This is a genomic window from Limnobacter sp. 130 (assembly GCF_902506325.1).
Classification (GTDB): domain Bacteria; phylum Pseudomonadota; class Gammaproteobacteria; order Burkholderiales; family Burkholderiaceae_B; genus Limnobacter.
The window spans coordinates 1157332-1178047 of record NZ_LR732328.1 but is presented as its reverse complement, the minus strand read 5'-3'; the positions used below and the strand labels follow the sequence as shown (position 1 = coordinate 1178047).

Sequence of the window (20716 nt, the reverse complement as noted above, 5' to 3'; positions counted from 1 at the left end):
GCTTTACTCCTGAACTTTCACGGTTTCACCGTCGTGCAGATAGGCTGCACCGGTACTGACCACCCGTGTGCCTTCTGGCAATGTGTCCTGAAGGGCCAGGCGGTCACCTTGTATAAAAGCCACTTGAACAGTTTGGCGCTTCACGGTGTTGTCAGCTTGAACTGTGTATATCCAGGCGGCTTTGTTGTCACCTTCCACGACAGCTTCAATGGGCAGGTAACTGCGGGTGCCGCTGAAATTGGCAGGTTCAATGCGGGTACGGCCTTGCATGCCCGAGAGCAGGTTTAGCTTTTCATTGGCGCGCGTGTCCACTTCAACCAACACGCCGTAGGTGCCGGTGGCGGGGTCGGCCGCCTGGCTCAGCTCGATCACCTTGGCCGGCCATTTGACACCGGGAAGCGCATCAAATTGCACCTCTGCCTTTGCACCCAGTTGAACGTGTATGGCCTGCTTGTCAGCCAGGCTCGCTTTCATGACAAAGCCGCTGCTTTTGCTGCCAAGCAGCAATATTGGTTGACCTGGTGATACGACCTCGCCTGTTTGGGCAAATCGTTTCAGAATAACGCCGTTGGCCTGTGCCTGAATTTCTGCAGTCTGGCTTGCATACTGCGCTTGGCTCAGTTGCGCGCGTGCCGCTTGTGCAGCGGTTTCAAGGTTGTCGAGTTGCACCCTGGAAATGACTTCCTGAGCGCGCAATGTTTTGCCGCGTTGCAAATCGCGTTGTGCTTTGTCAAATCCTGCGCTGGCTTGGCTAAGCGCGGCGTTGACGTCTTGCTTGTTCAGTGCGGCAAGGCGCTGGCCTTTTGCCACAGTTTCACCTTCGCGCACTGTGATTGCTTCGATCACACCGCCCACTTTAAAACTTAAACGTGTTTCATCGCGAAACGCACCAATGCCCGCAACTTCAATCAGGTTGGCGGCTGGCCCGGTTTGCACCGTTTCGGTTTTTACCAAACGGTATTCCACCGCAGGCGCTTCCTCGGGCGTTGCCGGGCCACAGGCGGCCAGAACGAGAAGGGAGAGGGCTGAAAAGACGGATACGGGTTTCATGGTTGAGCTCCTTCCTGTTGGCTTGGCTCGGGAATGTTTCGGTTGTTGTATTGCCAAATTGCGTGATCGATTCGGGCTTGATAAACCGCAGTCACCAAACCCAGGCGCGCTCTTGTGGCACTTTGTTCTGCGCTTAAAAATTCAATCTGGGTGGTTTCACCTGCATCGCGTTTGCGCTCGTTGATTCGAAGGCTTTCCTCAGATGCTGCCTGTTGGGCCATGCGGGCTTGAATGCTGTCCAGCGACACCAACAGGTTTTCTTTGGCCTGCAATTTGGCCAGTTGCAATTGTCGGTTGACCTGTCGCGCACGCGCTTCGAGTGCTTGCACCTGTGCCTGGCTGCGTGCCACCTCGCTGCTGCGAATGCCCGCATCGGCCAAGGTCCAGTTCAGAACCACCGATGCGCTGGCAAAGCCAGTATTCGGACCCGTGCTGTAGTCGCGGCCTTGGTAGCCGCCTTCAACTGAATAACCCAGCGTGGGTTTGTAAGTGGCACGGCTGGCATCCAGCTGTGCGCGTTGGGCGGCCAGGCTGCGTTCGAGTCGGGTTAGTGCCGGGGCAGGGGTAGTGCCCAGCGTTTTCGGAGTGAGTTCGTTCAGCAATGTATCAATGGCACTGGGGCTGAGGTCTTCTTGCGGCAGTTCAACAACACTGTTGTTGGGCGCATAGCGCAGCAGGTTGAAATATTCCTTGGCCAGCAAAGCCTGTGTTTGGGCTTGACGCAAAGCCACCTGAATTTCAAGTGTTTCGGCCTCGGCGCGTTTGGGTGCGTCCAGTGTGGTTTCACCGGCTTTGTACAGCACCGTGTTGATACGCTCGTTCTCTTGCAAAGTGCGCAAGCTCGATTCAAGTATGTTGATACGGGCCCTGGCCTGCGCGTACTGCCAGTAGGCGGTATGCAGGTCGCGTACCAATTCTTCTTTGACCTGCAACTGCGCGGCTTCTTGCGCGCCCACTGCCTGGGTTTGCGCTTGTAGTTGGCGGTCCAGTACGGGTTCGTAAATCGGCCCTCGCACAATCAGGCGCGTGTCTTGTTCTGTGGGGCGCAGCAGCGGTATGGATTGATTTTCAACAGTGGGGAATCGCGCGGGCTGACCTGCCGCAATGGCCTGTGCGTTCAGCGTGGCGTACACCGGGTTCAGCAAATCGCCTGCTGGAAAATCAATGGTGCGTCCGCCTTCGGCCACGCTTGCTCGCGCTTGCAGGGCAAGGCTGGGGTAAAAGCGCGCACGTAAATTTTCAAGCCGCTGTCGCTCAGCTTCGACTTCGAAGCTGGCCTGTGCCAAGGCCGGGTTATTGGCCATGGCTTGGCTCAAGTACTCATCAAGGGGGGCGTTGGCTTGACTGGGCTGTTGAATTTGAAAGATCATCAACAGCAATGCAGCCATTAGACGTCTGTCAAATAAAGTGTAAAAAAAAGCGCCCCTTCGATGGGCGCTTGGGAGAAAATGTTCGATCATTTCTTGCCTCCGCAATTGCGGTTGATCAGGGATTGCATGACCAGCTCTACAGCTTGATTCATGAAAGACTCTTTGGAGATGCCCATGGTTGCCATGAAGTTGGCTTTGGTTTGTGCCAACTGAATGGTTCCGTGCGTGAAACCCCACAGGGTGATTGAAATTTGCATCAGGTTTTCAAGGTCGGCACGCAACGTTTTGTCGGCCATGCCGGTGGCCAAAGCAAGCACCATTTCTTCATGCACTTTTTGTCCCGCTTGAATCATTTCGAGCGCAGAGTTACATGGATCGCCAAATGCCATGTCGGGCGAAGACGCTTCAAACTTGGACATTGCGGCAAAGTGTGTGGGGTATTCTTCAGAAAACTGCATGTAGGCATGTCCAATGGCGCGGATTTGCTCCTCACCGGTGACATGCTGTTTTCGCACGGCTTCAAACATTTCGCGCAGTATGCGCAAACCCCGCAGGCAAATGGCCAAATGCAAGGCTGCTTTGTCTTTGAAGTACACATACACCAGTGCGCGAGACACTCTCGCCTTGCGCGCAACCTGGTCCATGGTGGCTGCGTCAAAGCCCTTTTCAGAGAAAACAAGTTCGGCTGCGTCCAGAATTTCTTCCCGGCGGCGTTCCTTTTCTTCTTCTCGACGTTCGATCACATAGTTCATGGAATGGATCTTAGTTTAACCGTTGACATAGTGTCAACGGTTTTTTGATTCGACTGTTCGAAGCCCTGATTTGAATCGATTTATCAAGTTTGTTTGCCGCACGGGGTGGGCGTTTCGTCAATTAAAGTTAAATCATGGTGAATTGTTTCTGTGAGAAGCGCGGTGGTTAAAAAACTGGAAGGTCTGGAGCGGCAAGTGGTGTATGTGATCGATGATCACCCGATCATTAGTTTCGGTTTGGTCGAAATGGTGAAGGACATTGCACCCCATGCCCGTATCCGCCAATTCTCCACGCTGAAAGAAGCGGCACGCCATGCAATAGAAGAGTTTCCCGCCCTGATCATCACCGATTTTCATTTGCGCGATGTGCAAGCTGAAACTTTCATTGGTTTGTTCGAAACCCTGTTTCCGGAAATCCCGGTATTGATTACTGCGAACGACGACAAGGTGATGGGACACTTAAAACGCCACCAGCTGGATCGGTTCATCGCATTTTCAAAATTCACTCCCTTTTCAAAAATGATCGACTTGATTCGGGTGGGCTTGAGTCAAGCCAATATTGAATTGCTCCAAATGCCTGTGCTTTCCAAGGCCTTGACCCACAAGCAGGTTGAAGTGCTCGAGTTGATTGGGGCCGGGCACAGCAACAAGGAAATTGCCCTGCTTTTAAAGATCAGCGTAGAAACTGTCAAAGGCCATGTGAAGGACATCCTGGAGCGACTCAAAGCCAAGAACAGGATGGAGGCATCCATCATTTATCGGCATACCCAGATTCAAAAACACAGTGCTGCAGAACCGAGTCTGCACAATAATTAGTCAGGGCATCTAATTCCTCATGTTTTGAAGGGCTTGGACTACTTGTCCACATGCTATCCCCTAGGTTGTGCCCACTTTTTGGGGATATCCACAGCAATCCAGAGTGCTCAATTTCAATCGATTCGGTAAACTGCTTACACGCAGTCCAATGTCGTCCTTTAACAGGAGAATAAGAGATGAGCAGCTCGCCAGAACTAGAAGAGTTCATGAATGGACTGATTCGCAGAAATCCCGGCGAACCAGAGTTTCACCAAGCAGTGCATGAAGTTGCGCAGCACATTATTCCTTTTGTCGCGAAGAATCCGAAGTATGAGTCTGCGCAAATTTTGCAGCGGCTGACCGAGCCTGACCGCATTGTCAGTTTTCGCGTGTGCTGGGAAGATGACCATGGCAATGTGCGCACCCAACGTGGTTATCGTGTGCAGCACAGCAATGCGATCGGCCCGTACAAAGGTGGCATTCGTTTTCACGACAACGTGACTCAAAGTATCCTGAAGTTTCTCGCTTTCGAGCAAACATTCAAGAACAGCCTGACCGGTTTGCCAATGGGTGGTGGCAAGGGTGGCTCAGACTTCAATCCTAAAGGGAAAAGCGATCGCGAGATCATGCGTTTTTGCCAGGCTTTCATGACCGAGCTGTCCCGTCACATTGGTCCATTCACCGATGTACCCGCAGGTGATATTGGTGTGGGTGGTCGCGAGATTTCTTACATGTTTGGCCAATACAAAAGAATTCGTAATGAATTCACGGGCGTGCTTACTGGCAAGGGCCTGGCGTTTGGGGGCAGCGAAATTCGAGTCGAAGCCACCGGTTATGGCGTGGTGTATTTCATGGAAGACATGTTGAACCACAAGGGCCTGAAGTTTGACGGCAAGATTTGTTCGGTCAGTGGTTCGGGCAATGTGGCGCAGTACGCAGTTGAAAAAATTCTGACACTGGGTGGCAAGGTGATCACCATGTCGGATTCTTCCGGAACGCTTCATGACAAAGACGGCATTACTCTGGAAAAGCTGGCACATATCAAAGAACTCAAGGAAGTGAAGCGCGCGCGCATCAGTGAATACCTAGAGAAGTATCCGCAAGCGGAATTTATCGCGGACAAGCGTCCCTGGCATATTCCATGCGATCTGGCTTTCCCCTGCGCTACCCAGAATGAAATCAACGCGGAAGAAGCTGACTTGCTGGTTAAAAATGGTTGCATGGGTGTGTCTGAAGGCGCCAACATGCCGTCTGAAAAAGGTGCCATTGATGTGTTCCAGAAAGCGCGAATTTTGTTTGCACCTTCGAAGGCAGCCAATGCAGGTGGGGTGGCTGTCTCGGGTTTGGAGATGACCCAGAACAGCATGCGCCTGTCGTGGTCACGCGATGAACTGAACCAACGCCTGCGTGCCATCATGGGCGATATTCACATGCGTTGTGTCAAGTATGGTGCCGAAGAAGATGGTCACATTGACTATTTGAAAGGCGCGAATGTGGGCGGCTTTGTGAAGGTGGCTGATGCGATGCTGGCGTATGGCGTGATTTAAAAGCACAGTGGTTTGAATCGCAAAGGGGGAGCCTGTCACCAGGCTGCCCCTTTTATTTTGGTAGGATGGCTGGTCAATTTTCACAAAGATACCTACGCCATGAATGTTCTAATTGTGCATGCCCACCCCGAGCCGCAATCGTTTTGTACCGCGATGATGAAACGAATGCGTGATCGTTTCGAGGCACAAGGCCACACCGTGACCGTGTCGGACTTGTATGCGAAGCAATTCAACCCGGTGGCCAGCGCCAGCGATTTTCCCGACCGCGGCAATCCAGACTACCTGGTCTATGCCCTGGAGCAACGGCACGCTGAAAAAAACAATACCCTGCCTGCAGACATCGCGGAAGAAGTGCAGCTGCTCAAAAATTGCGACCTGCTTGTCTTGAATTTTCCGTTGTACTGGTTTTCCTTGCCCGCCATTTTAAAAGGCTGGATTGACCGCATATTTTTATCTGGCGTGGTTTACGGGGGGCGCAATTTCTACGACCGCGGTTTGATGAAAGGCAAACAGGCCTGGTTGACTTTTACCTTGGGCGGTCGGGAACACATGTTTGGTGAGGAGGCGATTCATGGCGAATTGAATACCATGCTGCGCCCTGTACTGCGAGGCAGCCTGGGTTATGCCGGGTTCGATGTGATTGAGCCCTTTGCTGCTTATCATGTGCCTTACATATCTCCAGAAGCTCGAGTCGAAATGCTCGAGCAACTCGACACTGCAGTAGATACATTGGGTTCCCGCTCGCGGGTCTCGTATCCCAGTCTGGACAATTTCGATCCTCAGATGAATCCATTGAAGTAAGCAGGCAATAAAAAACCCGCGGTGCTTTCGCACAACGGGTTTTAATGAAGTCTACAGAAGACCTTTCATACGAAAGGTCGTGTAGCGGTCTTATTATTTTTGCTATTTCTGGATTACTTCATGCCCAGTTGCTTTTTGATCTTGGCGATCACGTCAGTTTGAACTGACTTGACCATGCCCTTGACTTGTTTCTCAAGGTCCTTGATCTGCTTCTGAACATCACTCAACAATTTCTTGCGGTCTGTTGCGCTAAACACTGACTTGGCTGCTGCGGCTTTCGCCTTGGCAGCTGGCTTTGCTTTGGCCACAGTCTTCTTGGCTTTGGCTGCAGCATTCGCTACGCTGGCAGTGGCTGCCTTTGCGCGGGATGTGACTGGCTTCTTGGCTGCTGGTTTCGCTGCAGGTTTTTTAGCAGCCGGCTTCTTGGCAGCCGGCTTCTTGGCAGCTGGTTTTGCGGCGGCGGGCTTTTTGGCTGCAGCAGGTTTCGCTGCTGGCTTTTTAGCTGCGGCAGGTTTCGCTGCTGGCTTTTTCGCTGCAGCGGGTTTTGCTGCTGCTGGTTTTTTCGCGGCGGCGGGTTTTGCTGCTGCTGGTTTTTTAGCTGCGGCAGGTTTTGCAGCGGCTGGTTTTTTTGCAGCGGGTTTTCTTGCTGCTGGTTTTTTAGGAGCTGGGGTTGTTTTGCTTGCCTCGGCTTCGACTGGCTTTTGATCTGTTGTAACCATGTTGTGTAACCTTCCTTAAACGGTGTGGTGAGTTATGTGTACATCAAATTTAATTAACTGAAAAGCTTTTTTCATCAATACATGATCAACAACCCGTTTGTGTGTATTTTTCAATAGCTTTTGTCGTTTTTTTTTCGCACCAACCGTGTGCAAATTTTCATAATTTTTTCTGATATTTATTGGCACCGCTCTTGCTAGTTTGATGTTGAATTAACTTCAGGTGCACCACCTTGTTCAAGCATCTTTCCAAACTTTCCCATCACGCTGCCTGGCGAAGGCAGCTTGAGTTATTACTCGATTCAACCGGCGAAGGTATTTACGGCATCGACCTCAAAGGTCGCTGTGTTTTTATCAACAAAGCAGGTGCGGAAATGTTGGGTTACTCGGCCGACGAAGTGCTGGGCAGAAACATGCACTACCTGATGCACCACTCGTATGCCAACAATGATTTGATGCCAGTTTGTGAGTGCCATATTTTCAGAGCTTTTCAGGAGAACAAGGGTTGCCGCGTGGACAATGAAGTGCTGTGGCGCAGAGACGGTACTTGCTTTCACGCCGAGTATGCTTCTTATCCAATCTTCGAAGAACAAACTGTGGTGGGCGCTGTGGTCACGTTCAACGACATCACCGAACGGGTCGAAGCGCAAAATATTCGACAGGCGGCACAGGTGGAGTTGGAACGTCGCGTGTTTGAGCGCACTGCACAATTGCAAAAAGCACACGACAGAATGCGCAGGCTTTCTGCACACCTGACCACTGTTCGCGAAGAGGAGCGAACCCGAATCGCTCGCGAAATGCACGACGATCTTGGCGCCAAGTTGACTGCATTTGATCTGGAGTTGAAAGCGCTCTCCTATCGTTGCGCAAACGACGAAAAACTAACCCTGAGAATTGAAAGCATGTTGAGCCTTGCACAGGGTGCAATGGAGAGTTTGCGCCGAATACTTTCCGACCTCCGCCCGGGGGTTCTTGATCATCTTGGTTTGTGGGCGGCAGTGGAGCATTTGCTGGGCGAGTTTGCACAACGCACCAATGTGGTGAGCTCGCTCGACATTGACCCGGCACTGGAACATGTCCGCTTGAGCAAAGCGACGGAAACGGCCTTGTATCGAATTCTGCAAGAAGCCTTGAACAATGTCGGTAAGCATGCCGATGCAAACCGGGTAGATGTACAGGTTCACACTGAAGGACGTGCCGTTGTGTTTCAGGTCAAAGACAATGGTCGAGGCATGGCTGTTCGTACCTTCAATGCCGGGTTTGGTTTGATGGGTATTGAGGAGCGGGCTTGGGACATTGGTGCGCGTTGCTCGATTGATTCAATTTTGGGGCAGGGTGTTTGCATCAAACTGCGCTTGCCCGAGGTACTGGCCTAATGAATATTCTGATCGTGGATGACCACATGATTATTCGCCGCGGACTGGTCCAGATTCTTGATGAGTTTGGTGGGCAGTACATTAGCGAGCAGGCAGCCGATGGCGTGGAGGCCATGCAGAAACTGCGCAAAGGCAATTTCGACGCAATACTGCTGGACGTGGCCCTCGGCGAGCGCGATGGGTTTGATGTGCTTAAAAGTGTACGGAGCGAATTCCCAAAGCTGGGCGTTGTCATGTTGTCTGTGTACCCAGAAACCCAATTCGCCCTTCGGGCTATTCGCAGCGGTGCCAATGCTTATCTGAATAAAGGATGCTCACCCGCCGAGTTGACGCAGGCCCTTCAAATGGCCTGCGCGGGGCAAGTGTACCTAACCCCTGCTACGGCCAATTTAATGGCGAATGATTTGCGCAAGCCCACGGACCGTGCGCCGCATGAACGATTGTCCAACCGCGAAATGCAGGTGCTGCGTTTGATGGCGCAAGGCGAAACAGTTCAACACATTGCACAGGCGCTTTGCCTTTCGGGCAATACGGTTTCAACTTACCGGGCCCGCGTGTTCGAAAAACTGGAACTGAAAAATCTTGTTGATCTTGTGAACTACACCAAGCAACACGGCCTGTAGTTTTCTTGTAGGGGCAGCACTACAACACAATCACAAATGGCGTGATACCCAGCCCAAAGCTGGCACGGCACACTGAATTCATATTCAACGCAGTGTTGCTGGAGAAGCGCGAATGGCCAGAATGCAGAGTTTCAGACTGGGTGTGTACGTATTCAAGGAGGCCGAGGTGGTGGACTACGCCGCCCCCTACGGTGTGTTCTCGGTGGCCAAGCGTTTCGATCCCGAACTGGAAGTGTTCCTGGTTGCTGAAAGCATGCGACCTGTGCAAACGCAAGCGGGCTTTACCGTGCTGCCCAACTATTCATTTTCTGACACACCGGCCATGGATGCATTCCTGATTCCCGGTGGTTTTGGTACCCGTCAAGAAATGAACAATGGCAATTTGCACCGTTACATTCGGACCCTTCCTGACAACTGCTTGCTCACCAGTGTGTGCACGGGTTCGTGGATCTATGCCCGCATGGGGTTGCTCGACGGCCTTGCTGCCACCAACCGCAAAGAACCCGATCGCCTTGAATCGTCGCACTTGGGTAAAACCCCGATCGACCGCCTTGCGGAAATTGCACCCGCTTGCCAGGTAAGCCATGCACGTGTGGTGGATGCAGGTCGAATCGTGACCGGTGGCGGAATCGCCAGCGGCATGGAAGTTGGCTTTCACTTGCTGCGCCGCGCAGGTTATGACGAAGAGTTTATCGCTGAGGTGGCCCGAGTGATGGAGTACACCAAGGCCTACCAGCAATACCAGCACGACATTGATTACTTTCGCCCCGCTTTGAACCGCGCTTCAGCCTGATTGTTGCTTAAACCGCTTAGGAGTTCACCATGTCTTTTTTCAAGAACCCGTTTGACCCCAACACCCGTCTCGGCATGCGTTGCGCCTGTGGGCAACACAACAGCCAGGCTGAGCATGATCAGCAATTGGCAGTGCAGCAAATGGAAGAGCGTGCTGTTGAGAATGCAGTGATGCATGCGCTGTTTCCCAACGACCAATTGCGCCGCAATTTTCTGCGTGCTGTGGGCAGTGGCACGGCCATGGCCGCAATCGGCAGCATGTTTCCGTTGGCGGCAGCCAAAGAAGCATTTGCACAAAGCAATGGCCCCTTGGAAAAGCAAAAGCTGAAAGTCGGCTTTATTCCGATTACCTGCGCAACACCCATCATCATGGCGCAGCCCTTGGGCTTTTATGCCAAGCAAGGTCTGGATGTTGAAGTGGTGAAAACTGCGGGTTGGGCGGTGGTGCGCGACAAAGCGCTTGCCAAAGAATACGACGCAGCACACATGCTTTCGCCCATGCCATTGGCCATTTCCATGGGGGTGGGTTCAAACGCCATTCCGTGGACCATGCCAGCTGTTGAAAATATCAATGGTCAGGCCATTACATTGGCGATGAAGCACAAGGACAAGCGCAACCCCAAAGATTGGAAAGGTTTCAAGTTTGCGGTGCCTTTTGACTATTCCATGCACAACTACCTGTTGCGCTACTACCTGGCCGAAGCTGGTTTGGATCCTGACCGTGACGTACAAATTCGCTCGGTACCGCCTCCCGAAATGGTGGCCAATATGCGGGCCGACAACATTGACGGCTTCCTGGCGCCCGACCCTGTGAATCAGCGTGCCGTGTACGACGGTGTGGGTTTCATTCACATTCTGTCAAAAGAAATTTGGGCGGGGCACCCATGCTGTGCGTTTGCCGCCAGCAAGGAATTTGTGACCCAAAACCCGAACAGCTACAAGGCGCTGTTGAAGGCTGTTCTGGATGCCACGGCCTACGCTCGAAAAGCAGAGAACCGAAAGGAAATTGCAGCAGCCATTGCGCCCACCAATTACCTCAACCAGCCGCTGACTGTGGTGGAGCAGGTGTTGACAGGCACCTACGCGGATGGCTTGGGTGGCATTCAGAAAGACCCGCAGCGTATCGACTTCGACCCCTTCCCGTATCAAAGCTTTGCGATCTGGATTTTGACGCAGATGAAACGCTGGGGCCAAGTCAAGGGCGACATCGATTACAACAAGATTGCGAAAGATGTTTTCCTGGCCACGGACGCAACCCGTTTGATGAAAGAGCTGGGCATGCAAGCGCCACCCAGTTTAGATAAAAAATTCAGCGTGATGGGCAAACCTTTCGATCCCAAGAAGCCGGAGGAATACCTCAACAGCTTCGCAATTTCCAGAACCAAGGGATAAGCGGCATGAAAAGTTTCAAGAATCAGAAATGGGCGCCATCGGCATTGTCTGCATTGATCCTGGTCGTGATGCTGGCGATATGGACCATTGCAACAATGCCCGAGGAATCCGAAGTGATCGTAGACCCCGAGTACGCTGCCCTGGTCGGGCAGGCTGCTTCCACGGGCGGAGAAACCCCATTGCCCACACCGGGTGATGTGGGTGCAAAGCTGTGGGGCCATGTCAGTGACCCGTTCTACGATCGCGGTACCAACGACAAAGGCATTGGCATTCAACTGGGCTACTCCATTTTCCGCGTGTTGGTGGGATTTGGTTTGGCGGCCTTGGTGGCCATTCCCTTGGGCTTTGTGATTGGCATGTCGCCTTTGCTTTACAAGGCGCTTGATCCTTTCATTCAAATTTTGAAACCAGTGTCGCCTTTGGCCTGGATGCCGCTGGCCTTGTACACCATTCAAGACAGTGATACTTCAGCCATTTTCGTGATCTTTATTTGCTCGATTTGGCCCATGTTGGTGAACACCGCCTTTGGTGTGGCCGGGGTTCGGCGCGATTGGTTAAACGTCGCCAAAACTTTGGAGGTGAGTTCGCTGCGCACCGCTTTTCAAGTGATATTGCCTGCAGCCGCCCCCACCATCATGACCGGCATGCGCATTTCTGTTGGCATTGCCTGGTTGGTGATTGTGGCCGCTGAAATGCTGGTGGGCGGCACAGGCATTGGTTACTTCGTATGGAACGAATGGAACAACCTGTCGATTGCCAACATCATCAGCGCCATTTTGTTCATCGGCTTGATCGGCATGTTGCTCGATACGCTGCTGGCTCGCATGGCCAAGCTGGTTAGCTACAAGGAGTAAACAACAATGACAATGACTGAACACAAGATATTCAGCAAAGACCTGGTGCCCACTGAGAAAGCTGCGGCCTTTCTGCAGGTGGAAGGTTTGGTAAAAAGTTACGCACCAGATGACACCAACGTGCCGCCTGTTTTTGAGGCAGTGAACTTTGACATTCAGAAAGGCGAGTTTGTCTGCATCATCGGCCACTCGGGCTGTGGCAAAAGCACCATTTTGAACATTCTGGCTGGCTTGGACGAAGCCACTCAGGGCTACGTGATCATGAACGGCAAAGAGGTGGTGGGCCCGTCGCTGGACCGTGGCGTTGTGTTTCAAAGCCATGCGCTGATGCCCTGGATGACCGCGCTGAAGAATGTGGAGTTTGGTGTACGGTCGCGTTGGCCTGAAAAGTCGCCAGAGGAAATCAGCGAACACGCCATGAAGTACCTGGACATGGTGGGTTTGAACAAGGCGGCCAACAAAAAACCGCACGAGCTTTCAGGTGGTATGAAGCAGCGTGTGGGCATTGCCCGCGCATTTGCCATTCAGCCGCAAATGCTGTTGCTTGATGAACCATTCGGCGCGCTCGATGCACTGACCCGCGGCACCATTCAAGACGAGTTGTTGCAAATCGTGAAGGCGACCGGTCAAACAGTGTTCATGATTACGCACGACGTGGATGAAGCCATTTTGCTGGCCGACAAGGTGATGCTGATGAGCCATGGCCCGCGTGCCCGCATTGCGGAAATTGTTGAAAACACCATGCCGCGTGAACGCACCCGAAGCACCGTGCACCATGATGCGCAGTACTACGCCATTCGCAATCACCTGGTTGATTTCTTGGTGAACCGCGCCGCGCCGGCGACGGAACCAGATGGCAACACGCTGAATGCCGAGTTGCACAAACAACCCCCAGTGGTACGCCCTGGCTTGAAAGCCCTGAGCAACACGAAAGTTAGCACCGAGACAACACCCCCACTAAATTTGATTCAAAGGAGTGCACCATGAAACGAACCGATGTAACCGAAATGATCGTATTGGCCAAGCGCAAGAAAAAATGCACTTGGGACGACTGCGCCAAGGTACTGGGCCAGTCCAAGGAATGGAGCACAGCCGCGCTGCTGGGCCAAATGACCTTGACTGAAGAACAGGCTAAAAAAATTGGTGAGTACTTGGCCTTGCCACCCGAGGCAGTGGATTGTTTGCAAGTGGTGCCTTACAAGGGATCACTGCCAACAGCCGTGCCCACCGACCCGTTGATCTATCGCTTCTATGAATTGATCAGTGTGTACGGCACCACCTTCAAGGAGTTGATTCACGAGGAGTTTGGTGACGGCATCATGAGCGCCATCGACTTCAAAATGGACTTGCAGCGTGAGCCCAACCCCATGGGTGATCGGGTGAGCATCAACATGAGTGGCAAATTCCTGCCTTACAAAACCTATTGATTTCAAGGTCGAATTCCAGGCCAGCTAAACGCCCCGGGTTAGAATAAGCGCTTGTCTTAATTCTTACCTGGGGTAAAGCCGTGACTGATTCAACTGCAAACAATGCCGCTGCTGGCGACGAACTCGTACTGCCTTCCGGCGTGAAGCTGACTTTTAAAAAGCGCGGTACTGGCACACAAAAACCTACACCAAACTCCATCGTTGAAGTGCACTATGAAGGCACCTTTCTGGACGGTCGCGTGTTCGACAGCTCCATCAAGCGCAACGAAAAAATCTCCTTTCCGCTGAACCGCGTGATTCCTGCCTGGACACAGGCCTTGTGCGAAATGGTGGTGGGTGATCGTGCAATCGTGTTCTGTCCTTCAGACACGGCATACGGCGCACGTGGTGCGGGTCCAATTCCCGGCAATACGGACTTGGTGTTTGATGTGGAGTTGTTCGACATCCGCTAAGGTTTTCTGCCAACTCGGTATGGGTTACTTGTGTCGCACTGAAAACCGCTTGATCCCTTTTTGAAATTCACCCTGACTCACCTCGCTCGGCAAAAGGGCGGGCCGAGTCTCGGTGTCGGCCTAAGGCCGACCGTGGCAGTTGAATTCAAACGGGGCGGTTTTCTTCAAGTGCGCCCCAAGCACTCCCACTACCGAGTTGGCTTAAACCGGCGCCAGTGTCTCTCCACCACCACGCAACTCACCGAGGTTCAATGCCCAATCGGCGGCGGAGTTTCGATCGCCTCGCCTTCAAGAAAACCTGCCCATTTGAATTCACCCGCCGCGGTCGGCCATAGGCCGGCACCGAGACTCGGCCCGCCCTTTTGCCGAGCGAGGTGAGTCAGGGTGAATCTCAAAAAGGGAAATACAGGTTTTCAGGCGAGAGATTGAAATCCAAGCTGATTGGGTTTTCAAGCAACTTTGCGTAGTTGAAACTGCCGCGTTCCCCATTGAATCAGGAACGGCACCAAGGCCAGTGCAGTCAGCGACACCACCACTTCCAGCGAGATCAATTCTTCAAGCTTGTTGACCTTGGACAGTTCACTGCCTGCATTTACATACAACATGGTGCCGGGCAACATACCCAGGAAACTGGTCCACAGAAAGGTCCATGGTTTTACCCGCGTAAGGCCAGCCAGCAAATTGAACGCAACAAATGGGATGATGGGAGCCAAGCGCAGGCTGAGCAGGTAAGTCACTTCGTTCTTTTCAATGCCTTTGTTGATCTCATTCAGTTTGTTGGTAAATCTGCTTTCTACCGAGGACCGGAAAAAGTGGCGCGCAAACAGCATGGTGAGCAAAGCGCCGAAGGCAGACGCCGCAGTAGACACCACCAAACACAAACCAAATCCCATGCAGCCACCGCATACCAGCATCAGCACGCCCGCACCCGGCAGGCACAGCGCGGTGAGCAGAACAAACACACCGAAGTAAATCAAGGTGACCAGCGTGGGGTTGTCCATGAAGTGCATGGTCAGTTCACGTTGAGCCATTAGCATGTCTTGCAGGGACACATCAGTGTTCAGCCACACCAGCAGCAGCAAAGCTGCGACAAGCAGCAGTGCTGTTTTTTTCCAGTGTTGTTGAACTGTATGGGGCATGCGCTGCTTCCTTAGCCTTTCAATACAATCGGTTCAATCGCATCGCCTTGCGGCAAAATTCGACCAATAATCGCGGTGTGTTCATAACCCAGTTTCTTTAAGGCGGCCACACAGGCCTCGGCCTGCTCGCCAGGTACTGTCGCCAACAAACCACCTGCGGTTTGTGGATCAAAAATTAGCGGGTAGCGCGGATCGTTCACATAATCAGCCTGATTGCGAATGGCTCGGCGCAAACGCACATTGGCCGGTTGCAGAGAACTGACAATGCCCGCACTGACCATTTCAAGGGCACCGTCCAGCAAGGGCAGGGCACTTAAATCAAGTTCAGCATCCACTTCGGAAGGCCGTGTCATTTCTACCAAGTGGCCCAGCAGCCCAAAACCAGTCAAGTCCGTGCAGGCTTTGGATCCGTATTCGCGCAGGCATTGAGCACCTACGCGATTACTTTTCACCATCGATTCCAGTGCAGCATCAATCCAGCGACCTTTGGTTTTCAGCTGCGGCAGCGCGGCGAACAGGGTTCCGGTTCCAATTGGCTTGGTCAGCAAAATCGCATCGCCGGGGCGCATGCCGCCTTTGATCATCACGCCGCCCAGGTTTTCATCGACCAAACCATTGATTGCAAAACCCAGTGCCAGTTCACGGCCTTCGCCAGTGTGTCCACCCACCAGTGCGCAGCCAGCGTCATTTAATACTTCCACGGCACCGCTCATCATCTGGAACAACAATTCCTCTACCTTGGACTCAAGGCCGGGTGGCACGGTCACCACGGCGGTGGCCGATTGCGCTTCACCACCCATGGCAAAAACGTCGCCCAGTGCGTGGTTGGCTGCCACCTTGCCGAAAATATAGGGGTCATCTACAAACGCCCGGAAAAAATCAACTGTGTGCACCATGGCTTTGCCGGGCGGTACTTTCACAATGGCCGCATCGTCGGGCGCGTGCAGGCCCACCAATACATCTTCGCGATCCACCGGCTTTAAGTTACCCAAGGCGCGAGATAAAACCGTGGAACCCACTTTGGCACCGCAACCACCGCAGCGCATGGCAATTGCGGAAATGGCCTGAAGGTTTTCTTCCTGCGTGAGTGCCAGGTTGGGCGTGTTGCCACCTGCGGGTTTTGCATTCGGATCCATCTGGGGAAATTCGCTGAACTTCGCCATGAAGCGGCGATCAATCCAGTCTTTCCACTGCCACACCCAAGCACCCGCAAAACCGAGATTTCCTTTGGATGCCACCGCGTACTTGTCGCCAGTGCTGATCAAGGCCAGCCAGGTTTTTTGGGGGCGGTATTCCAGCAGCTCGATCCCCTGCACAAACAGGTGCAGGTTTTTGGTCAATGGTTTGCCCATGCGCACCGCGAACACGCCCGCTTTTTCCAGCGGTGTGCTGGTTAAATTGGCAATGTCGCCTGCAGCAAAAATTTTTGGATCGCGCGTGGTTTGCAGGGTAGGGCCCACACTGATGAAACCGCGGTCGTCCAGTTCAAGGTCGGTGTTTTTCAGCCATGCAGCGCCACCGGCTTGCGTTACCCACATGATTTCGTCGGCGTGTAAATGCTCGCCTTGTTTGGTTTGCAGGGTGTGGCCGTCTAGCTGAACCACTTCCGCATCGCGGTGCAGCACCACGCCACGTTCATTCAATACTTTTTCGAACCGTGCGCGCACACCGGGGTTGTGGGTGGGCAGTACATCGGCATCTGCGGTGAACAGGTGAAATTCCAGTTCGTCGGGGTTGCGGCCCATGGTGCTTAATTCATTGCGCAAGCGAAACTGCATGGCCAGGGCCAGTTCTACACCGCCTGCACCGCCACCGACCACAGCAATGGTGGTTTTGCCAGCATGGGTTTTTACACGTTCAAGCAAATTGACCCAGCGTTGGTTGAAACGCGCAATCGGCTTGACCGGCACTGCGTTTTCCAGGGCACCTGGCACCAGTTGCACTTGCGGTGTGCTGCCAATATTGATCGACAGGGCATCGTAAGCAACCGGGGGGCGGTTTTTGCAAATGACTTTTTGATTGGCGCGGTCTATGCCCACCACTTCGTCTTTGAACAGCCTTGCCCCTGCGAAGGCGCACAGTCGGCCCAGGTCAATGTGTACGTCGTCGTAACTGTAATGGCCTGCAATGTAGCCAGGCAGCATGCCGGAATAAGGGGTGTGAATGTCGGTACAAATCAGGGTAAGCCGCACACCGGGCCACGGCTTCATGCCAAACATGCGCAGCACACCCACATGGCTGTGGCCGCCGCCTACCAGCACGATGTCACGAAGAATGGGTTGGTCAGATGTTTGCATGGTGTACTTCTACTTCGTTGTTGTTTTGATTGGCTCGTTGTACGAGTCGAATTAACTGGTTTTGTTCGTTTTCAGGTGCAAATAACCTGGCCCGGTCGGCGCACTGGTTTTTCAGCTTGGTGTACACACTGGATTTACCCGGTGGCAAGGGTTTCGGATTCACAATGTCTTCAAGCAACTGGGTCAGCATGTTGGCCAGTGCATGGGAATTGCCCAGTGGAAAGTAACCGGGGTAGCCTGCACCCAGCATGCCAATGTTGCCATCAATGTAACTGGCCACCACGGGTGTGCCGCTGCACACCGCTTCCATAATGACATGCGCCCCACCTTCCATTTTGCTGGCGTGTACCAGCACATGGGCACGCTGAATACGGGTGCGGGTTGCACCGTGGGCTTGGTTGCCAAGCCAGCGGTAGTTGGGGCACACCTGCATGGTTTCTTCAGCGGCTTGGGCCAGTTCCGGGTCCAGGGGGCCACCAATGTGGTCAATGAAAATTTCCGGATAGCCACGCAACAGCACCGCCGCTTCCATCAGGGTTTGCGGCATTTTTTCATCGCGCAAATGGCCCACCATGATCACCTTCAAGCGGCGCTTGGGTTTGGGCAGTGTTTTGCGTGACGAGGTGGACTGAAAGATCACAGCGGTTTTCGGGTGCAGTGCTTCGTTCAGTTTCTCGATGCCTTTTTCTTGCAGCACGATCAAGTGCTGCGCCAGTGCCAGCGACTTTTGTGCGGTTTCATCGGTTTCAATGTCGCGGTAAAGGTCGGTCCCGGTCAGGGCCAGCACCAAGCCCGGGCTGCCTTGTTCAGTCATGCCACGGCTTTGTGCCCAAGCGGCAATAGAGTCAGCAGACCGGCGTGCGTGTAGCGCAATCATGACTGCATCGTGAACGGTGGCAGGCGTGTTTTCCCAGTGTTTCACAATGCGCACATTGAAGTGCTCGGACAAAAACAGCTGCCAGCGGCGGGCGGTTTGCCAGTTGCCGTTGTTGGAATCGGCAAGGGCAGGGCTAACAATGACAACAGACGGTTTAATCAAGACAACAGCCACTTAATTTGACAGGGGGGAAATTGGGGCGCGAACCACCCAAAGTGGTACACTGCGACCCTGAAGAAGTTTACACGATCCATGCCCTGCCAATCACCGCGAGAACCCGCATGCACCCAGCCCAAGACAACCCTGTAATTCAATGGACCAAGGGCGAAGAAACCTTTCGTGCACGCTGGCAGTCGGAGCGCAACCTGGCCGTGCCGGGCAAAGTGATGCTGGCAGACGACACGCTGACCGCAGACACCGCTTACCGACTGGCTTGCGAGGGCAATGTATTTCTGTGGCAAAGTGATTTTCAAAATGCCCGCCAATTGATGCAGGCCTTGGTTCGCCGGGTCGATAAAAGCGCAGAGCACAAAAAAAGCAAAGCCGCCAAAGCGAGCAAGACCGATGTTGAATACCCACAAAAATTTCATTTGTACCGCCAGGCACAAGCCCAGCGCGCACGTATTTTGGGTTCAATCCTGATTCCGTTTAACGCCGATTACACCATTTCCCTGCGCCGCGCACCCGATGTGTTGGCAGCCTGCACTGAAGCATGGGGCGAGCCACAGGCCGATGGCCCCATGATTGTGTGTTCATTGCGGGAGATGATGGGCGTGGTGGGTGCGTACGAATGGCGCAAAAAAGGCGTGGATGTGTCTGCGCTTGGTGATCCGCCCAATAATCGAATTCATCCGTATTACGGTGTCTTCTCGCCTGTGCGTGGCGAGTATGTGGATTTGGTGTTGAAAGCCCCATTGCCCAAAGCCTGTGAAGTCAATGGCTCGGCGGTGGATGTGGGCACTGGTACTGGTGTGCTGGCCGCTGTGTTGGCGCACCGCTGGTTGAGCAATATTGTGGCCACCGACAACGATCCGCGTGCGCTGGAATGTGCGCAATTCAACATTCAGAATTTGGGCATGGGCAAGCAGGTGAAGGTGGTGCAAGCCGATCTGTTTCCTGAAAACAAAGCCGATTTGATTGTGTGTAACCCACCGTGGTTGCCGGGCAAGCCCACCTCGCCGATTGAACGCGCCATTTACGATGAACACAGCGGCATGCTGAAAGCGTTTTTGGCGGGCTTGGCTGCGCACTTGAATGCAGGCGGTGAGGGCTGGTTGATTTTGTCCGACTTGGCCGAACACCTGAAACTGCGCACACGCGAAGAGTTGCTGGGCTGGATCGAGCTGGCTGGTTTGAAAGTGTTGAGCCGCATGGATGCCAAGCCGAAACACGGCAAGGCATTTGATTCTGCCGATGGTTTGTTTGATGCGCGCTGTAAGGAAGTCACCAGCTTGTGGCGACTCGCTGCTGCCTAAGGACTTTCAAGCCTTTGCCCAAAACACTGCAAATTTTTGTTCCGGGTCGGTGTAAGCCTTGCTCTCGACAAAACCTGCGCGCTTGAGCAAGTCTTCAAACCCGGTCAGTGTCCACTTGTAAGAATTCTCGGTGTGAATGCGTTCACCCTCTACAAAGGCTCGCTCGCCACCTTCCCAGTTCACCGAAACATCCCGCAGTGCTTCCAGGTGCATTTCAATGCGGTTGAGTTCGGTGTTGAACAGGCCAATGTGTTTCCAGTCTTCCAGCTTGAAATTGGTGCCAGCCAGTTTGTTGAAGTGCAGCAACATATTGCGGTTGAAGGCAGCTGTTACGCCCAAGGCATCGTCGTAAGCCGCTTCAAGCACAGCTTTGCTTTTCACCAGGTCAACACCGATCAACAGGCCGCCATCCGATGCCGCTGCACACACCGTTTTTACCTGTTTCAGAAACAGCAGTGCTTCCTCGGGGGTGAAGTTGCCAATGCTGGATCCCGGGTAAAACATGACCCGGGGTTGTGCAGGGTTCAGAGCCAGGCCAGCTGGTAAATTCAATTCAGTTGAGAAGTCCATGCCCACCCCACTCATTTCCAGATCTGGAAACTGGCGTTGCAGGCATTCCAGTGAGCCTTTCAGGAAGTCCACGGAAATGTCCACCGCGACATAGCGGTCTGGGTGAAATACATTGAACAACCGGGCTGCTTTTTCACAATTGCCTGCACCCAGGTCAATGAACGCAGCGCCTTTGGGCACTTGCTGTGCCATGTCATGCCCGTGGCTGTTGAAAATCAGCGCTTCCGTGCGGGTGGGGTAATACTCAGGTATGCAAGTGATCGCCTCGAACAGTTTGGAGCCCAATTCGTCGTAGAGATACTTGGGTGAAGTGTGTGCTTTGCTGGCGCGCAGGCCGCTTAGTAACTCTTCACGAATGTGGTCAGCTTGGGCTTGGTAAATCTGGATAAATTGTGGTGTTGGTGTCATTGG

Annotated in this window: 20 protein-coding genes; 12 read left to right on the top strand and 8 right to left on the bottom strand. The window is 53.3% G+C overall.

Annotated features, from left to right (window positions below; translation table 11 throughout):
* Nucleotides 1-3: 3 nt before the first annotated feature.
* From FRIGORI9N_RS05580 to FRIGORI9N_RS05570, 3 genes are all read right to left on the bottom strand, one after another.
* Nucleotides 4-1050, bottom strand: coding sequence for an efflux RND transporter periplasmic adaptor subunit (locus tag FRIGORI9N_RS05580; protein WP_159568848.1), 1047 nt, complete (start codon nucleotides 1048-1050; stop codon nucleotides 4-6).
* Nucleotides 1047-2438: a TolC family protein gene (locus tag FRIGORI9N_RS05575; RefSeq protein WP_159568847.1), complete on the bottom strand. Its 1392-nt coding sequence runs from the start codon at nucleotides 2436-2438 to the stop codon at nucleotides 1047-1049. The genes FRIGORI9N_RS05580 and FRIGORI9N_RS05575 overlap by 4 nt, the downstream gene beginning before the upstream one ends.
* A gap of 68 nt (nucleotides 2439-2506) precedes the next feature.
* Entirely contained in the window at nucleotides 2507-3172 is a 666-nt protein-coding gene (locus FRIGORI9N_RS05570; RefSeq protein WP_159568846.1) for a TetR/AcrR family transcriptional regulator, read from the bottom strand.
* A gap of 150 nt (nucleotides 3173-3322) precedes the next feature.
* Here FRIGORI9N_RS05570 and FRIGORI9N_RS05565 point away from each other — a divergent pair, with 150 nt between their 5' ends.
* The 3 genes from FRIGORI9N_RS05565 to FRIGORI9N_RS05555 all read left to right on the top strand — a co-directional run bounded on the left by FRIGORI9N_RS05565 (nucleotide 3323) and on the right by FRIGORI9N_RS05555 (nucleotide 6315).
* Nucleotides 3323-3988 carry a response regulator transcription factor gene (locus FRIGORI9N_RS05565; RefSeq protein WP_159568845.1) on the top strand — a complete coding sequence of 222 codons (666 nt, stop codon included), beginning with the start codon at nucleotides 3323-3325 and terminating at the stop codon, nucleotides 3986-3988.
* A 176-nt stretch (nucleotides 3989-4164) separates the two neighbouring features.
* On the top strand, nucleotides 4165-5514 hold the full coding sequence (gene gdhA, locus FRIGORI9N_RS05560; RefSeq protein WP_159568844.1) for an NADP-specific glutamate dehydrogenase: 1350 nt from the start codon (nucleotides 4165-4167) through the stop codon (nucleotides 5512-5514).
* Nucleotides 5515-5613: 99 nt separating this feature from the next.
* Entirely contained in the window at nucleotides 5614-6315 is a 702-nt protein-coding gene (locus FRIGORI9N_RS05555) for an NAD(P)H-dependent oxidoreductase (protein ID WP_159568843.1), read from the top strand.
* 113 nt (nucleotides 6316-6428) lie between these two features.
* Here FRIGORI9N_RS05555 and FRIGORI9N_RS05550 read toward each other — a convergent pair whose 3' ends face one another.
* Nucleotides 6429-7034 (bottom strand): hypothetical protein, encoded by a 606-nt coding sequence (locus FRIGORI9N_RS05550; protein WP_201301415.1) that lies wholly within the window; start codon nucleotides 7032-7034, stop codon nucleotides 6429-6431.
* A gap of 230 nt (nucleotides 7035-7264) precedes the next feature.
* Here FRIGORI9N_RS05550 and FRIGORI9N_RS05545 point away from each other — a divergent pair, with 230 nt between their 5' ends.
* The 8 genes from FRIGORI9N_RS05545 to FRIGORI9N_RS05510 all read left to right on the top strand — a co-directional run bounded on the left by FRIGORI9N_RS05545 (nucleotide 7265) and on the right by FRIGORI9N_RS05510 (nucleotide 13947).
* A complete protein-coding gene (locus tag FRIGORI9N_RS05545; RefSeq protein ID WP_159568842.1) occupies nucleotides 7265-8407 on the top strand; it encodes a PAS domain-containing sensor histidine kinase in 1143 nt (380 codons plus the stop codon).
* A complete protein-coding gene (locus FRIGORI9N_RS05540; protein ID WP_159568841.1) occupies nucleotides 8407-9030 on the top strand; it encodes a response regulator transcription factor in 624 nt (207 codons plus the stop codon). Before FRIGORI9N_RS05545 ends, FRIGORI9N_RS05540 begins: the two co-directional genes overlap by 1 nt.
* A gap of 112 nt (nucleotides 9031-9142) precedes the next feature.
* Nucleotides 9143-9823 carry a DJ-1/PfpI family protein gene (locus FRIGORI9N_RS05535; protein WP_159568840.1) on the top strand — a complete coding sequence of 227 codons (681 nt, stop codon included), beginning with the start codon at nucleotides 9143-9145 and terminating at the stop codon, nucleotides 9821-9823.
* 29 nt (nucleotides 9824-9852) lie between these two features.
* On the top strand, nucleotides 9853-11214 hold the full coding sequence (locus FRIGORI9N_RS05530) for a CmpA/NrtA family ABC transporter substrate-binding protein (RefSeq protein WP_159568839.1): 1362 nt from the start codon (nucleotides 9853-9855) through the stop codon (nucleotides 11212-11214).
* 5 nt (nucleotides 11215-11219) lie between these two features.
* On the top strand, nucleotides 11220-12068 hold the full coding sequence (ntrB, locus tag FRIGORI9N_RS05525) for a nitrate ABC transporter permease (RefSeq protein ID WP_159568838.1): 849 nt from the start codon (nucleotides 11220-11222) through the stop codon (nucleotides 12066-12068).
* A gap of 12 nt (nucleotides 12069-12080) precedes the next feature.
* Nucleotides 12081-13055 (top strand): ABC transporter ATP-binding protein, encoded by a 975-nt coding sequence (locus FRIGORI9N_RS05520; RefSeq protein ID WP_201301445.1) that lies wholly within the window; start codon nucleotides 12081-12083, stop codon nucleotides 13053-13055.
* Nucleotides 13052-13495 (top strand): cyanase, encoded by a 444-nt coding sequence (gene cynS, locus FRIGORI9N_RS05515; protein WP_008250133.1) that lies wholly within the window; start codon nucleotides 13052-13054, stop codon nucleotides 13493-13495. The genes FRIGORI9N_RS05520 and cynS overlap by 4 nt, the downstream gene beginning before the upstream one ends.
* 80 nt (nucleotides 13496-13575) lie before the next feature.
* On the top strand, nucleotides 13576-13947 hold the full coding sequence (locus tag FRIGORI9N_RS05510) for an FKBP-type peptidyl-prolyl cis-trans isomerase (protein ID WP_201301414.1): 372 nt from the start codon (nucleotides 13576-13578) through the stop codon (nucleotides 13945-13947).
* A 449-nt stretch (nucleotides 13948-14396) separates the two neighbouring features.
* Here FRIGORI9N_RS05510 and FRIGORI9N_RS05505 read toward each other — a convergent pair whose 3' ends face one another.
* Genes FRIGORI9N_RS05505 through senB form a run of 3 tightly spaced genes read right to left on the bottom strand, consistent with a single transcriptional unit; the run spans nucleotide 14397 to nucleotide 18422 of the window.
* Entirely contained in the window at nucleotides 14397-15086 is a 690-nt protein-coding gene (locus tag FRIGORI9N_RS05505) for a TVP38/TMEM64 family protein (protein WP_159568836.1), read from the bottom strand.
* Between the two features lie 11 nt (nucleotides 15087-15097).
* Nucleotides 15098-17383 carry a selenide, water dikinase SelD gene (selD, locus tag FRIGORI9N_RS05500; RefSeq protein ID WP_159568835.1) on the bottom strand — a complete coding sequence of 762 codons (2286 nt, stop codon included), beginning with the start codon at nucleotides 17381-17383 and terminating at the stop codon, nucleotides 15098-15100.
* Nucleotides 17370-18422, bottom strand: a complete 1053-nt coding sequence (gene senB, locus FRIGORI9N_RS05495) for a selenoneine biosynthesis selenosugar synthase SenB (RefSeq protein ID WP_236550807.1) — start codon at nucleotides 18420-18422, stop codon at nucleotides 17370-17372. The genes selD and senB overlap by 14 nt, the downstream gene beginning before the upstream one ends.
* A 119-nt stretch (nucleotides 18423-18541) precedes the next feature.
* Here senB and FRIGORI9N_RS05490 point away from each other — a divergent pair, with 119 nt between their 5' ends.
* Entirely contained in the window at nucleotides 18542-19735 is a 1194-nt protein-coding gene (locus FRIGORI9N_RS05490) for a methyltransferase (RefSeq protein ID WP_159569672.1), read from the top strand.
* Between the two features lie 6 nt (nucleotides 19736-19741).
* Here the strand turns inward: FRIGORI9N_RS05490 and egtD are convergent, their stop codons facing one another.
* Entirely contained in the window at nucleotides 19742-20713 is a 972-nt protein-coding gene (gene egtD / locus FRIGORI9N_RS05485) for an L-histidine N(alpha)-methyltransferase (RefSeq protein ID WP_159568833.1), read from the bottom strand.
* Nucleotides 20714-20716: the final 3 nt, after the last annotated feature.